The organism is Sphingobium sp. WCS2017Hpa-17, from assembly GCF_031843765.1.
Lineage (GTDB): Bacteria > Pseudomonadota > Alphaproteobacteria > Sphingomonadales > Sphingomonadaceae > Sphingobium.
The window spans coordinates 23,527-37,241 of sequence record NZ_JAVTIV010000029.1; the positions used below are offsets into that span (position 1 = coordinate 23,527).

Below are 13,715 nucleotides of genomic sequence, written 5' to 3' on the forward strand. Positions count from 1 at the left end.
TCGTGACCAACAAATTGGGGGCAGACCGATCCAAGCAGCAACAGAATCCATCCTGGCCGGATCGGAGCGTATGCTCGACCTCTGGCCTATCGGCAATTGCCAGGCATCCGCACTGGTCGACCGCATGGGCCGCATGGTGTGGGCCTGCGTCCCGCGCGTCGACGGCGACCCGGTCTTTTCCGCCCTGCTGGACGACAAGGCATGGGATGACCCGCAATCGCGCGGCTTCTGGGCCATAGAGCTGGAAAATTGCGTCGCGGTCGAACAACATTATATTCGTAACACCCCCATATTGGTGACGCGCCAGAGCGACGGCCAGGGCAATGCGATCGAGATTTTCGATTTCTGTCCCCGCCATCGGCACAAGGGCCGGATGTACCGCCCGGTATCCTTCATCCGCATCGTGCGCCCTGTGGCCGGCTCTCCCCGCATCCGCGTAAAATTCCGCCCGACGACCAACTGGAACGGCGAGACGGTGCCGATCAGCTATGGCTCCAACCATATTCGCGTCGTTCTGTCCTATATGGCGATGCGCGTGTCCACCAATGCGCCGATCGGCCTGATCAGTCAGGAAAGCTGGTTCCGGCTGGAGCAGGACGTCCATTTCTTCATGGGACCGGACGAGGGCTTTTCCGACGCGCTGCGCCCGGCGATCGAGCGGATGTTGGATGACACGATCCATGAATGGCAGCTCTGGGTCCGGGGTTTGGCCATCCCCGCCGAATGGCAGGAAGCCGTCATCCGGTCCGCCATCACGCTGAAACTGTGCCAGCATGAGGAAACCGGCGCGATCGTCGCGGCGCTCACCACCTCCATCCCCGAACATGCCGATAGCGGGCGGAACTGGGATTATCGCTACTGCTGGGTGCGCGACGCTTATTATACGGTCGAGGCGCTGAACCGGCTGGGCGCGCTGGACGTGCTGGAATCCTATCTCGTCTACCTTCGCAACATCGTGGATGGCGCCAAGGGCGGGCATATCCAGCCGCTCTACGACGTGCGCGGCAATGCGACGCTGACGGAGTGGGAGGCGGAAAGCCTGCCCGGCTATCGCGGCATGGGGCCGGTGCGCGTGGGCAATGCGGCCTATGAGCAGATACAGCATGACGCTTATGGCCAGATCGTGCTGTCTTCCGTGCAGGGCTTCATTGACCAACGCCTGCTGCGCATGGCCGGCCATGCCGATTTCGAAGCGCTGGAGGCGGTCGGCGAACGCGCCTGGGCGGTCTATGACCAGCCGGACGCGGGCCTGTGGGAACTCCGCACCCGCGCCCATGTCCACAGCTACAGCGCGGTGATGTGCTGGGCGGCGTGCGACCGGCTGGCCCATGCCGCCGTCGCGCTCGACCTGCCGCTGCGCGCCGCGCATTGGGAAAATCGCGCCGAAACGATGAAGGCGCGTATCCTTGAGGCTTCATGGCGGGAAGACAGTCAGGCCATATCCGCCAATTTCGAGGATGACGCCCGCGACGCATCGCTTCTGCAATTGCTCGACCTGCGCTTCCTGACCGCCGACGATCCGAAATTCGTCGGCACGCTGGCCGCGCTGGAGACGGATCTGCGCCGGGGCAACGACATGCTCCGCTACAGCGCGCCGGACGATTTCGGCGAGCCGGTAACGGCGTTCAACGTCTGCACCTTCTGGCTGATCGAGGCGCTGCATCGCAGTGGTCGGCGTGAGGAAGCGCGCGAATTGTTCGAGGAAATGCTGTCCCGCCGCACCGCGGCCGGACTGCTGTCCGAAGATATCGACCCCAATAGCGGGGAATTGTGGGGGAACTATCCCCAGACCTACTCATTGGTCGGCATCATCAACTGCGCCGTCTTGCTGAGCAAACCGTGGAGCGCAATGCGTTGAGCCGTCTGATCGTCATATCCAACCGGGTCAGTAGACCCAGCAAGACCGGCAACCAGGGCGGTCTTGCTGTCGCTTTGTCTCAGGCGCTGCGCGAAAGCCGGGGCATATGGGTCGGCTGGTCCGGCGAGGTCACAGACAATTTCACCGGCCATATCGGCTTTGCCGAGGATGAAGGCGTCAAGACGGCGACGATCGACCTGGAAGAACAGGATGTCGACGAATATTATAATGGCTATGCCAACAAGACGCTGTGGCCGCTCTTCCATTTCCGCATCGACCTGGCCGAATATGCCCGCGATTTCGAGGGCGGCTATAACCGCGTCAACAAGCGCTTTGCGGAGACGGCCAGCCCGCTGATCGAGCCGGAAGACGTCATCTGGGTCCATGACTATCACATGATCCCGCTGGGTCAGATGCTGCGCGACAAGGGGCTGAAGAACCGCATGGGCTTCTTCCTCCACATCCCCTGGCCGCCCACCCGCCTGCTGGTGTCACTGCCCCATCATAGCAAGCTGGTCAGCACGCTCTTCGCCTATGACGTCGTCGGCTTCCACACCGAGGAATGGCTGGAATCCTTCCGCCATTATGTGGAGCGCGAAATGGGCGGAACGGTGGACGGCGATTTCGTCACTGTGGGCGATCGCACCATTCAGGCGGTAGCTTGCCCGATCGGCATCAATGCGCAGGAATTTGCGCAGGCTGCGACCAGCAACGCCGCGAACGAGATGAGCGCATTGGTGCGCGCGTCGTTGCAGGACCGGACGATGATCGTCGGCGTTGACCGGCTGGATTACAGCAAGGGTCTGGAAGAACGGTTTAACGGCTATACCCGCTTCCTGAAGGATCATCCCGAACATCATCGCAAGGTCGTGCTGACCCAGATCGCGCCGCCATCACGGGGCGAAGTGGAAAGTTATCAGCAGATTCGCGCCACGCTGGATTCGCTCGCAGGACGGCTGAACGGCGAATATAGCGATGTGGACTGGACCCCGATCCGCTACGTCAATCAAGGCTATCCGCGCGACAAGCTGGCGGGCATTTATCGCGGCGCGAAGATCGGACTGGTGACGCCGTTGCGCGACGGCATGAACCTGGTCGCCAAGGAATATGTCGCGGCGCAAGACCCTGAAGACCCCGGCGTCCTGATCCTGTCGCGCTTCGCCGGCGCCGCTATGCAGCTCAAGGACGCGCTGCTCATCAACCCCTACAGCCCGGAGGAAATGTCCGACGCGATCCTGCGCGCGCTGGCCATGCCGCTGGACGAGCGCAAACGGCGCTGGCGGGCGATGATGGACAGCGTGGAGCAGCAGGATATCAGTTGGTGGCGGCAATGTTTCACTGGCCGGCTGATGGCGGTTGGGCGTGAAGATGCACCGGCGGAGGTCGAGGAAGTGACCGAATGAGCGAAGATGTCCGGCATCTGGGCGTCAGCATCGCCGTGCCTCTGGCGCGCGCCTATGCCTTTGCCCACCGGCCGGACAATTTCCCGCTCTGGGCGGCCGGCCTGTCCAGTTCGCTCCATCATGATGGCCAACATTGGGTGGCACAGACGCCGGCCGGACCGGCCGTGGTGATGTTTGCGCCGCCCAACGACTATGGCATCCTCGACCATCATGTGCGGATCGCGGGACAGCCGGACATCTATATCCCGCTGCGGATGATCGCCCATGGCGATGGCACGCAGGTCGTCTTCACCCTGTTTCGCCAGCCGGACATGAACGATGCCGTGTTCGAAGCGGACGCGCAGGCGGTGATGGCCGATCTTGAGGCGCTCAAACGGCTGCTAGAGCAGGCAGCCGGTTGAGTATGGCCGCGTCCGTCGCTACGGCCCGCTCATGCATGAAGATGATGATAATGAACCTCGCGGCCTCTGGCCCGCCATCCGCGCCCGATCCGGCGTTATATTGGGCGTGGTCGGCCTGATCGCCTGGTGCGCGATGATCTGGTTCATGTTCGGGGATGTGCTGTAGCGGTCGCACACAATTGCACCCTCGCCTACTTTGCTCTATGGGCCGGCCAAGCAGCCCCGGCACCCGCTGATCCTTTCCGATTCGCGTTTGCCGGGGCGTAATGTTTTCTAAGATAAGACAGGAACGCGCATGGCCCGTCGCCGCCAGATCTACGAAGGCAAGGCAAAGATCCTTTATGAAGGCCCTGAGCCCGGCACGATCATCCAATATTTCAAGGATGACGCCACCGCCTTCAACGCCCAGAAAAAGGGCACGATTTCCGGCAAGGGCGTGCTGAACAACCGGATTTCCGAGCATATCTTCACCCTGCTCGGCCAGATCGGCGTGCCGACCCACTTCATACGCCGCCTCAACATGCGCGAACAGCTGGTTCGTCAGGTCGAAATCGTGCCAATCGAAGTCGTGGTGCGCAACGTCGCCGCCGGATCGCTCAGCAAGAAGCTGGGCATCGAGGAAGGCACGCAGTTGCCCCGCACGCTGATCGAATATTGCTACAAGGACGATGCGCTGGGCGACCCGCTGATCTCCGAAGAGCATATCGCCTGCTTCGGCTGGGCCACGCAGGAAGAGATGCACGACATTGCGGACATGGCGATCCGCATCAACGACTTCATGTGCGGCCTCTTCGCCGGCATCGGCATCCGCCTGGTCGATTTCAAGCTGGAATTCGGTCGTCTTTATGACGGCGATTACAGCCGCGTCATCCTGGCCGACGAAATCAGCCCCGATGGGTGCCGCCTTTGGGACATGGCGACCAACGAAAAGCTGGACAAGGATCGCTTCCGCCGCGATCTGGGCGGCGAAGTCGAGGCTTATCAGGAAGTGGCGCGCCGCCTTGGCCTGCTGCCCGAAGGGCTGGACACCACCGTCCTCGACCTCGACACGCATCGCAAGAAGCGCGAAAAGGACTGAAAATAGAAAGGCCGGCCACAAGCGCCGGCCTTTTTTATATCTAGCGAACGGGTGTGGATGGTTATGACTCAAGCCATCAGCGCATCGACCAGCAGTTTCAGCCCCAGCAGCACCATCAGCACATAGATGAGCGTGTAGAAGCGCGTCGCGTCCACCCGGCGGACCAGCGCCACGCCGGCAAAGGTCGCGCCGATCGCCACCGGCGCCAGCATCGCCGTCGCCATCAGGTTGCGCGTGGTGAACTGCCCCAGCGCGGCATAGGCCGGCACCTTCATCCAGTTCATAACGGCAAAGGCAACGGCAGTGGTCCCGACCAGCATGTCGCGCGGCAACCGCTTAGGCAGCACCCACATCTGGAAGGGCGGCGACCCGGCATGGGCGATCTGGCTGGTAAAGCCGCTGCCGATGCCGAAGAGAAAGCCCATCCAGTCGGGTGAACTGGACGGCAGCACGATCGCCCCGCCCCGCTCCACCCACAGCCTTTGCAGCCCGAACAACATGGAAATGACACCCAGCGCGCCCAGCACCGTGCTTTCAGGCACCTGCGCGGCAAAGACATAGCCCAGCCCCACGCCCACAGCCATGCCGGGCAGCATGACCGCCAATATATGCCCGTCCCAGCTTTTACGAAACGCCCAGACGCTGACCGCATCCTGCAAGATCAGGATCGGCAGCAGGATCGCCGCCCCGCGCACCGGATCGACGCCCAGCGCCATGATCGGCATCGCCAGCGCGCCCACGCCCGCAAAACCGCCCTTGGCAAGGCCGGAGACGATGACCGCGATGATGGCGCAGGTGAAATAGAGCAGGTCCAGGTTCATATCGTCCGCTTAGGCGATGCGCAGGCGGGTGGGAATGGCTGGATTGGGTGGGGAGCGGACGTTCCCCTCCCGCCTGCGGGAGGGGCAGCGAGACTTGCGCGCGCAGCGCGTTAGTCGCAGCGGGGTGGGCTGTCGCGACGTCCAGCCCACCCCCTAGCCCCCTCCCGTCAACGGGAGGGGGGACATGTCCACTTCTGGTCGCAACCTGCCATTACGCCACGCAGGCGACATACCCCTACTAATGTAGGATTTTATCTGATTTATCTTGTCGGATGACCGTCTCACCCCATCCCATTTCACGCCGCGTCCGCCGAATACCGGGGCGCCATCATGACCCGACTGTCGCGTTTCCGACGCGTAGCGTTGACCTTTCTGTTACGGCGACGGCGCGACTTAGTACTTTTGCAGGCGCGTTGCGGGCGCCTGGGCGGTGCCTGTCTCCCTGTTTTCGACGCTTCTGCTTGTCCAGTGACGGTATGAACTTTGCCTATCCGCGGCAAGCGTGACCTTATCGTGATCCGCGCCTTCCGCGTCGACCACCCGCACGCATGCTCTCACCGTTTCGCGCGATAGCCGATCAGCAAGCCGAATGCGAAGGACGCAAGCAAGGCGAGGCGGACCTTGCCGTCCGGGTCGCTATAGCCCACAATCTGCTGTCCCCATGCGAACAGCCCGACAAACATCGCCAGTGCCAGCCCGGACATATCCCGCCCTTCCCAAATCCTGCGGCAACAATAGCGCAATGACGGCTAAGAAAGTCATAATGGCTTGCCTCCCGGCGGTCACGCGCCTAGGGGGTGCGGCAAAGTTTGGCCGTGCGCAATCGCGCGGCGCCAGTCGATTCCAAGGAGTCCGCGTCTCATGAAAGCCCGCATCTTCGTCACCCTCAAGGGCGGTGTGCTCGATCCGCAGGGTCGTGCGATCCAGCATGCGCTGAGCGGTCTGGGCTTTGACGGCGTCAATGACGTGCGCGCCGGCAAGCTGATCGAACTCGATCTGGCCGACGGCACCAGCGACGAGGATATCGACGCCATGTGCCGCAAGCTGCTGGCCAACACGGTGATCGAAAACTATCGCATCGAAAAGGTCGCCTGACATGAAGAGCGCCGTCATCGTCTTTCCGGGCAGCAATTGCGACCGCGACCTGGCGGTGGCGTTCGAGGCTGCGACTGGAAGCAAGCCGGAGATGATCTGGCACCGCGACACCGACCTGCCCGACGACATCGACCTGATCGGCGTACCGGGCGGCTTTTCCTATGGCGACTATCTGCGTTCCGGCGCAATGGCCGCGCGTTCGCCGGTGATGCAGGCGGTGGCGAAGGCCGCCGACCGTGGCGCCTTCGTCCTCGGCATCTGCAACGGTTTCCAGGTGCTGACCGAAAGCGGCCTGCTACCCGGCGCGCTGCTGCGCAATGCCGGTGGCCATTTCGTGTGCCGCGACGTCGCCCTGACGGTCGAAAATGCCCAGAGCGCCTTCACCAGCCTCTATGACGCCGGCGAAGCGATCACCTATCCGGTAGCGCATCATGACGGCAATTATTTCGCCGACGACGCGACTCTGGACCGGCTGGAAGGCGAAGGCCGCGTGGCGCTGCGCTATGCGGAGAGCGTCAACGGATCAGCCCGCAACATCGCCGGCATCTTGAACGATGCGGGCAATGTGCTGGGCATGATGCCCCATCCGGAGCGCGTGATCGAGGCCGCCCATGGCAAGACCGACGGCCAGCGCCTGTTCAAGGGGATCGTCGAAGGGTTGCTGGCGAAGGCCTGAGCCGCCCTTCCCGACCGACATAAAAAAGAGCGCCTCCCCGTCGGGAAGGCGCTCTTTTTTATGTCCTACAGCAGTCGTGGCAGCCTATCACCGGCGCAGGTCAACCGCCACGGTGATAGTCATAATCCAGCGCCCGCCCCTGTTGCTTGGTCAGGATGCCGCCGATGATCGCGCCGCCGCTGCGACGCAGATGCTCCACCGCCGAACGCAGGCCGCCATGATGATTGCGGCCCCATTCGATCACCATCAGGCTGGCCTGCGCCTTGGCCGCCAGCAGATGGGCGTCGGTCAGCCCCAGCAAGGGCGGCGCGTCGATCAGCACCGTATCATAGCCGTCGCGTACCGCCGCCAGCAGCCCGTCCAGTGCGGACGTCGACAGAAGCTCGGACGGATTGGGCGGCAATGTGCCGCAGGGGAGCAACGCCACGCCGGCAACGGCGGTGGGCATGATCACCTCCTCCGCCTTCGCCTGCCCCGTCAGCACCTCGCTGATGCCGCGCGTGGACGACAGGCGGAACAGGCGATGCTGCGCTGGACGCCGCATGTCGCCATCGACCACCAGCACCGATTTGCCGAGGTCCGCCAGCGCCAGCGCGAGAGCATGGAGGGTGAGCGACTTGCCCTCCCCCTCCTGCGCGCTGGTAACGACGATGGAGCGCGGCAGGCCGTCGACCGACGCCAGCAGCAGCGAGGACGCGATGGGCGTGAAGATTTCCGGCGGCTGCGGGTTATCGCCCGTCACCGGCACCGCACCCAGCAGTGGAAGGCCGACCCGTTCGGCCAGCGTGTCGGCGGATGTCACGGCATCGTCGAACATGTGCCGCGCCGCCACCAGCAACAGGCCAAGCGCCATGCCGCCCAGACAGGCCAGCAAGAGGATACGACCGATCCGTGGCGAAAAGGGCCTGGTGGGGACCGCGGCACGATCAAGTGGCTGAATGCGGCCGGCCTGGAACCCCGCCTGCGACGCCATGTCGCGATAGCGCTGCAACAGGCTGTCATGCAGCATACGATAGGTATCGACCGATCGTTCCATGATGCCCATCTGGACATCGCGGCCCTGCTCCACCCGTGCCTGCTCTTCCAACAGAGCGATTTCCTTGGCGATCTGATCCTCGCCGCGCCGGGCCACCTCATATTGTTCGCGCAGCGAGGCGCGGATGCTGTTGGCCATGCTGTCGGCCTGTTCGTCCAATGCCGCCAGTCGCGCACGGGCTTCGCGCATTTCGGGATGGGCATCTTTGCGGAACTGCCGTTCCTCGGCCAGCACCGCACGGGCCTGCGCCCGTTCGGCAATGATCTGCTGCATGGCGCCATTGCCCAGCACTTCGGGCAGGGTATCCGCGCTGGACTGGCGCGCGCTCTCCCACCGCTTCTGCGCCGCGATCCGGTCCGCCACCGCCTGCGCGCGATAACCGTTCAATTGCGCCAGCCGGGTGACCACCGACCCATCGGGCGATGCCGGCGGCGCGGGCTGCTGGACCGCCTTTTCTCCATCTCCAGTCTTTTCGTCCAGGGGCATCATGGCGCCATTGCGGGCGGCATAGACGGCAAGGTCGCGTTCGGCCCGCGACAGGTCGTTGCGCGCACCGTCCAGTTCGCCCAGCAGGAAGCGGCGCGCCTGCACACCCGATTCAAAGCCGCGTTTCAGGTCGGCTCGGATCAGACTGTCGGCATAGCTGTTGGCGATGCGGGCGGACAGAACCGGGTCGGAACTGACGAAGCTGATCCGCAACACCCGCGACTTGCCGGGCAGTTGCACTTCCAGATTTTCCCGCAGCAGGCGCACGACCATGTCCTGCTCCACCTGCCGCTGCGACAGGGTGCCGACACCCTGCGTCGGGCGTTCGCGATCCATGCCCTTGAAGAAGGTCGGCGTGCCGACCAGCGCCAGCGAGCGCGAGACGTCCTCTGCCAGAGCACGGCTGCGCAGCACCTCCAATTCGGTCTGCATCAGACTTTCGGTATCATTGGCATTGCCGGCGCGCTGCGCCACGGCCGATCCGGCAGCGCCAGCCGGTACATCTTCCACCTCGACCGAAGCGGTCGCCCGATAATCAGGAGTCGATGTGAGGATGATAATCGCCCCGGCCAGCAGGCTGAGCGCCATGGTGACGAACAGGATGACACGATGACGGCGCAGCACCAGCCAGCCATAACGGGCCGCAGCCGACAGGCGCGCGTTCAGGCCGGCGGCATGTTCTGCCGGATGCGTAAGGGGCGCCATCATCGTCCTCCGTCCAGCGCGATGAAGCCGGTGGCGAGTGCCGGCACGGCCAGCAGCGCACCGCCCAATATTGCCTTGGCGCGCGACAGGCCGACAATCACGCGATCACCCGGCAGGATTTCGGGATCGGGTACCGTTCCCTTGCGAATGGCGGCAAGGTCGAACAGGGCGGCCTGTCGCTGGCCATCCAGTTGACGGATGACGACCACCTGACCGAGACCCGCCAAGCGGGTCGGCCCCTTGGCCAGCGCGACCGCTTGCAACAGGGTGAGCCGCCCTTCGACCGGATAGAGGCCGGGCTCGCGCACTTCACCATCCAGCGTGACGCGGCGATTCACCGCCTTCTTCACGAACAGGGTGACCTGCGGCGAGACGAGATAGCGTTGGCCGAGGCGCCCGGCGATGACATCCGCAGCCTCGCCCGAGGTCAGGCCGGCAACCGATATGTCGCCCACCAGCGGCATGCGAACCATGCCGGTGGCCGTGACCTGCGCATCCTCCAGCGACAGATCCGGCTCATGATAGACCTGAATACGCAGCACATCGTCGGGCGCGATGCGATAATCCATGCCGACGGCGGGCGCGGGGGGGATGGCGGCGTAGGCTGCCTCGCCCCGTGGTGCATCCTCGACGGTCGAGCAGGCACCCAGCAAGCTGAAGGCGGCGAGCGCGATGAATGCTCGATTGATGCTGTTTACGCGCTTCATCCCGGCTTTTGCCCCGTCAAGACCCAGTCGAGGCCGGGGGTTAACGAGGCGGCGCGGGGATGGCAACCGCAGACGGGACGGGCCGAACGCCCCGCCCCTGCGGCAAAAGCTGCGTCAGACCGCGATTCGACCGGGCGTCGGCTGCGCGGCACGACGCGGTTGATCGGGCCAGATTCCCCTCGTGTCATAGACGGCCTTGCCGGCGCGTTCGTCGACGGGGACAGATTTGAACATGTCATGATCCACAAGAATGACGAACACGCCACATTGTTCCAGAGCCGTATCGAGATCGATCAGTTCGGCGCCGGTACCTGCAAATTCCATCGGCAGATCGCGGGCATAGGGTTCGACCAGTTTTATGCGGCGGCCATAGCGACGGGCCAGACGCGCGGCGACCTTGACGGCCGGGCTTTCGCGGAAATCGTCGATATTCGCCTTGAAGGCGAGGCCAAGACAGGCAATGTCCTGATCGCCAAATTCGTCGATCAGGTCGGATGCCCTGGCGACGACATAGTCGGTCTTGCCGTCATTCACTTCACGCGCGGTGCGGATGATGCGGGCATTTTCCGGATCGCCATGGACGATGAACCACGGATCGACAGCGATGCAATGGCCGCCGACGCCGGGACCGGGCGACAGGATGTTGACGCGCGGATGCCGGTTGGCAAGGCGGATCACCTCCCATACGTCGATGTCCATATTCTCGGCGATCACCGAGAGTTCGTTGGCGAAGGCGATGTTGACGTCGCGGAAGCTGTTTTCGACCAGCTTGACCATCTCCGCCGCGCGGGCGGTGGTGGTGATGCAGGCGCCACGCACGAACTGACGGTAGAAGCCCAGCGCCTTGCGCGCGCAGCGGGGCGTGATGCCGCCGATGCAGCGATCATTGTCGATCAGTTCGACCAGGATGCGTCCGGGCAGAACGCGCTCCGGGCAATAGGCAATGGCGATGTCGCCCGCCACACCCGTGCCCGGCATCTTGAGATCCGGGCGGATCGAGCCGATCACGTCGCGCATCGCTTCGGTCGTGCCGACGGGCGATGTGGATTCCAGAATGACGGTATCGCCGGCCTTGAGCACCGGGGCGATGGTACGGGCGGCTTTGAGGACATAGCTGATGTCGGGCGCGCGATCCTCCGCCACCGGGGTCGGGACGGCGATGATGAAGACATCGCTTTCCTCGACCTCAAGGGATGCGCGCAGGTTGCCGCGCGCGACCACACCCTGAACGAGGCCATCCAGATCGACTTCCTCGATATGGACGCGGCCCGAATTGACCGTTTCCACCACATGGGCGCTGACGTCCACGCCCACCACCTGCGCGCCGCCTCGGGCGATCAGGGCGGCGGTCGGCAGGCCGATATAGCCCAGGCCAATGACGGAAACCTTCTGCTTGGCATCGACGGGCATAAGGCGGGCAATCCTTGTATCGGTGAATTTGCCCGCGTTTCTGCCCGATAATGCTGAAGATTTCGGTAACGCTGGGCGCAACCGGCTGCGTTTCGGTCCTAGCGGTAGCGCGGCGAAGGCTGACGCGCCATGTGCATGGGCGATCGCACCACCGGCGTGGTGATGATCTTGGTTTTCATCAGCGTTCGGATGCGTTCCGCGCCATCAGGATTAAGCAGAACCACGCGCGTACCGCCCGAGGTGAGTGGTTCGATCGCGGAAATGGCAATCGCATGTTTTGTGCACAGCGCGGTTACATCATCCAGCGAGGCATTGAGGTTAATGGCACGGCTCATGCAAAAAGGCCGGTTGAACGGAGGGCGATCGAAATGGTCATGAGACAAGCTCCTTGCTTGGCAAGCGGGAGCGCGAACATGTCTCTCGGTCGGGGCGAATGCTTGCGGGCAGATTTCGCGGCGATGCCACCCCGTAGCAGATGGCCATCGGACCGTCGCCGCTTTTATTCCCCGCTTTACCCTGCCCCGATGGCCGCAGCGATTCGCGCAGCGGCTTTCCCATCTCCGAACGGGTTGTGGGCGCGCGCCATGGCCTGGTAGGCATCCTCATCGTCCAGCAGGCCCAGCACTTCGCGGACGATCAGCGCGCGATCGGTGCCGACCAGCTTTGCCGTGCCAGCCTCCACCCCTTCGGGCCGTTCCGTCGTTTCCCGCATGACCAGCACCGGCTTGCCAAGCGAGGGCGCTTCCTCCTGTACGCCGCCGCTGTCGGTCAGAACCAGATGGCACAGGTCCAGCAAGCGGACAAAATGGGGATAGTCCAGCGGCTCGATCATCGCGACATTGGGCAGATCGCCCAGCACCGCATCCATCACCGGGCGGACGTTGGGGTTGGGATGAACCGGGAAGATGACCGCGACATCGGGGCGTGCCGCGATGTCGGCTATGGCACGCGCGATCGCCTCCATCCCGCCACCGAAATTTTCGCGCCGGTGGCTGGTGACGGCAACGATGCGCTTGCCGGCGAACCGGGTTGCCAGATCGTCCAAGCCGCTGGCCAATGCCGGCTCCGCCAGCACCCGGTCGCGCGTGGCCAGCAGGGCGTCGATGACCGTATTGCCGGTGATGTGGATGGCCGCAGCATCGCGGTTTTCCTTGAGCAGGGCGTCGGCTGCCGCCTGTGTCGGCGCAAAGTTCATGTCGGCGATGCAGGCGACGACGCGACGGTTCACCTCTTCCGGCCAGGGATGATGGATGTCGCCGCTGCGCAGACCGGCCTCGACATGGGCGACCGGAATCTTGCGATAATAGGCTGCAAGGCTGGCGACCATCGTCGTCAGCGTATCCCCATGGACGACGATGCGGTCAGGCTTTTCGGCATCGAACGCCTTGCCCAGTTCCACGATGAGCTTCGCCGTCAGCCCGTCCAGCGTCTGGTTGGGAACCATGACGTCCAGGTCGATGTCAGGGACGATACCGGCGATCGCCAATACCTGATCCAGCAGGCCGCGATGCTGCGCCGTCACGATCACCTGCGTATCAACCCCAGGCTGCGCCCGCAGCGCGTGGACAACCGGAAACATCTTGATCGCCTCGGGCCGTGTCCCGAATACCAGCGCTACTTTCACATCCGTTCCTTTGCCTGCCTTTGCGCCCTGCCTGTCGCAGAAATTGGTAACCAGCCGCTAAACGACCTTGCCAATTTCATCGCTGCAATGCAGCGAATTGTAATGTCCGCAGACTATGATAGAGCCTGCGAACAGTCACCACGCCATTTGGAGCTGAACAGTTCATGAAAATCACGATGATCGGCACGGGTTATGTAGGCCTTGTGTCAGGGGCCTGTTTTGCGGATTTTGGTCATGACGTGGTGTGCGTTGACAAGGACGCGGGGAAGATCGCGGCGATCGAGGCCGGTCGGATGCCGATTTTCGAGCCGGGCCTGGACAAGCTGGTGGGCGACAATGCCGCGGCCGGCCGGCTGACCTTCACCACCGATCTGGCCGCCGGGGTCAAGGGCGCTGACGCCATCTTCATCGCGGT

General features: G+C 63.5%; 15 protein-coding genes. 8 read left to right on the forward strand and 7 right to left on the reverse strand.

Annotated features, from left to right (window positions below; all coding sequences use genetic code 11):
• Positions 1 to 70: 70 nt before the first annotated feature.
• From RQH62_RS22605 to purC, 5 genes are all read left to right on the forward strand, one after another.
• The gene (locus RQH62_RS22605; RefSeq protein ID WP_311270906.1) at positions 71 to 1,858 is read left to right on the forward strand and encodes a glycoside hydrolase family 15 protein; all 1,788 of its coding nucleotides are present in this window, start codon (positions 71 to 73) and stop codon (positions 1,856 to 1,858) included.
• The gene (gene otsA / locus RQH62_RS22610; protein WP_311270907.1) at positions 1,855 to 3,261 is read left to right on the forward strand and encodes an alpha,alpha-trehalose-phosphate synthase (UDP-forming); all 1,407 of its coding nucleotides are present in this window, start codon (positions 1,855 to 1,857) and stop codon (positions 3,259 to 3,261) included. Before RQH62_RS22605 ends, otsA begins: the two co-directional genes overlap by 4 nt.
• Positions 3,258 to 3,662, forward strand: coding sequence for an SRPBCC family protein (locus tag RQH62_RS22615; RefSeq protein ID WP_311270908.1), 405 nt, complete (start codon positions 3,258 to 3,260; stop codon positions 3,660 to 3,662). Before otsA ends, RQH62_RS22615 begins: the two co-directional genes overlap by 4 nt.
• A 31-nt stretch (positions 3,663 to 3,693) precedes the next feature.
• Positions 3,694 to 3,828 carry a hypothetical protein gene (locus RQH62_RS22620; protein WP_311270909.1) on the forward strand — a complete coding sequence of 45 codons (135 nt, stop codon included), beginning with the start codon at positions 3,694 to 3,696 and terminating at the stop codon, positions 3,826 to 3,828.
• 129 nt (positions 3,829 to 3,957) lie between these two features.
• On the forward strand, positions 3,958 to 4,740 hold the full coding sequence (gene purC, locus RQH62_RS22625; RefSeq protein WP_120249950.1) for a phosphoribosylaminoimidazolesuccinocarboxamide synthase: 783 nt from the start codon (positions 3,958 to 3,960) through the stop codon (positions 4,738 to 4,740).
• Between the two features lie 68 nt (positions 4,741 to 4,808).
• Here the strand turns inward: purC and RQH62_RS22630 are convergent, their stop codons facing one another.
• Together RQH62_RS22630 and RQH62_RS22635 are read right to left on the reverse strand one after the other, a co-directional pair.
• Positions 4,809 to 5,561, reverse strand: coding sequence for a sulfite exporter TauE/SafE family protein (locus RQH62_RS22630; protein WP_311270910.1), 753 nt, complete (start codon positions 5,559 to 5,561; stop codon positions 4,809 to 4,811).
• Positions 5,562 to 6,115: 554 nt separating this feature from the next.
• Positions 6,116 to 6,265, reverse strand: a complete 150-nt coding sequence (locus tag RQH62_RS22635; protein ID WP_311270911.1) for a hypothetical protein — start codon at positions 6,263 to 6,265, stop codon at positions 6,116 to 6,118.
• Positions 6,266 to 6,422: 157 nt separating this feature from the next.
• On the opposite strand from RQH62_RS22635, the gene purS reads away from it, so the two are divergent.
• Positions 6,423 to 6,656 (forward strand): phosphoribosylformylglycinamidine synthase subunit PurS, encoded by a 234-nt coding sequence (gene purS, locus RQH62_RS22640; protein ID WP_056694119.1) that lies wholly within the window; start codon positions 6,423 to 6,425, stop codon positions 6,654 to 6,656.
• A gap of 1 nt (position 6,657) precedes the next feature.
• Positions 6,658 to 7,332, forward strand: coding sequence for a phosphoribosylformylglycinamidine synthase subunit PurQ (purQ, locus tag RQH62_RS22645; protein ID WP_311270912.1), 675 nt, complete (start codon positions 6,658 to 6,660; stop codon positions 7,330 to 7,332).
• Between the two features lie 100 nt (positions 7,333 to 7,432).
• Here the strand turns inward: purQ and RQH62_RS22650 are convergent, their stop codons facing one another.
• From RQH62_RS22650 to wecB, 5 genes are all read right to left on the reverse strand, one after another.
• Positions 7,433 to 9,562, reverse strand: a complete 2,130-nt coding sequence (locus tag RQH62_RS22650; protein ID WP_405053582.1) for a GumC family protein — start codon at positions 9,560 to 9,562, stop codon at positions 7,433 to 7,435.
• The gene (locus RQH62_RS22655) at positions 9,559 to 10,266 is read right to left on the reverse strand and encodes a polysaccharide biosynthesis/export family protein (RefSeq protein WP_311270913.1); all 708 of its coding nucleotides are present in this window, start codon (positions 10,264 to 10,266) and stop codon (positions 9,559 to 9,561) included. The genes RQH62_RS22650 and RQH62_RS22655 overlap by 4 nt, the downstream gene beginning before the upstream one ends.
• Positions 10,267 to 10,380: 114 nt before the next feature.
• The gene (gene wecC / locus RQH62_RS22660) at positions 10,381 to 11,676 is read right to left on the reverse strand and encodes a UDP-N-acetyl-D-mannosamine dehydrogenase (RefSeq protein ID WP_311270914.1); all 1,296 of its coding nucleotides are present in this window, start codon (positions 11,674 to 11,676) and stop codon (positions 10,381 to 10,383) included.
• A gap of 98 nt (positions 11,677 to 11,774) precedes the next feature.
• Complete coding sequence (locus tag RQH62_RS22665; protein WP_311270915.1) at positions 11,775 to 12,011, reverse strand: hypothetical protein; 237 nt, start codon at positions 12,009 to 12,011, stop codon at positions 11,775 to 11,777.
• Between the two features lie 176 nt (positions 12,012 to 12,187).
• Positions 12,188 to 13,300 carry a non-hydrolyzing UDP-N-acetylglucosamine 2-epimerase gene (gene wecB / locus RQH62_RS22670; protein ID WP_311270916.1) on the reverse strand — a complete coding sequence of 371 codons (1,113 nt, stop codon included), beginning with the start codon at positions 13,298 to 13,300 and terminating at the stop codon, positions 12,188 to 12,190.
• A 164-nt stretch (positions 13,301 to 13,464) separates the two neighbouring features.
• Here wecB and RQH62_RS22675 point away from each other — a divergent pair.
• Positions 13,465 to 13,715: 3-hydroxyacyl-CoA dehydrogenase NAD-binding domain-containing protein (locus RQH62_RS22675; protein ID WP_405053583.1), on the forward strand; the 251-nt coding region annotated here is incomplete at its 3' end.

Excerpts from the sequence above, each read along its gene's own strand:
- RQH62_RS22650 (WP_405053582.1), bottom strand. The coding sequence starts at position 9,562 with ATGATGGCGCCCCTTACGCATCCGGCAGAACATGCCGCCGGCCTGAAC.
- RQH62_RS22635 (WP_311270911.1), bottom strand. The coding sequence starts at position 6,265 with ATGTCCGGGCTGGCACTGGCGATGTTTGTCGGGCTGTTCGCATGGGGA.
- purC (WP_120249950.1), top strand. The coding sequence starts at position 3,958 with ATGGCCCGTCGCCGCCAGATCTACGAAGGCAAGGCAAAGATCCTTTAT.
- RQH62_RS22655 (WP_311270913.1), bottom strand. The coding sequence starts at position 10,266 with ATGAAGCGCGTAAACAGCATCAATCGAGCATTCATCGCGCTCGCCGCC.
- wecC (WP_311270914.1), bottom strand. The coding sequence starts at position 11,676 with ATGCCCGTCGATGCCAAGCAGAAGGTTTCCGTCATTGGCCTGGGCTAT.
- RQH62_RS22630 (WP_311270910.1), bottom strand. The coding sequence starts at position 5,561 with ATGAACCTGGACCTGCTCTATTTCACCTGCGCCATCATCGCGGTCATC.
- RQH62_RS22620 (WP_311270909.1), top strand. The coding sequence starts at position 3,694 with ATGCATGAAGATGATGATAATGAACCTCGCGGCCTCTGGCCCGCCATC.
- purQ (WP_311270912.1), top strand. The coding sequence starts at position 6,658 with ATGAAGAGCGCCGTCATCGTCTTTCCGGGCAGCAATTGCGACCGCGAC.
- RQH62_RS22615 (WP_311270908.1), top strand. The coding sequence starts at position 3,258 with ATGAGCGAAGATGTCCGGCATCTGGGCGTCAGCATCGCCGTGCCTCTG.
- purS (WP_056694119.1), top strand. The coding sequence starts at position 6,423 with ATGAAAGCCCGCATCTTCGTCACCCTCAAGGGCGGTGTGCTCGATCCG.
- RQH62_RS22665 (WP_311270915.1), bottom strand. The coding sequence starts at position 12,011 with ATGAGCCGTGCCATTAACCTCAATGCCTCGCTGGATGATGTAACCGCG.
- RQH62_RS22605 (WP_311270906.1), top strand. The coding sequence starts at position 71 with ATGCTCGACCTCTGGCCTATCGGCAATTGCCAGGCATCCGCACTGGTC.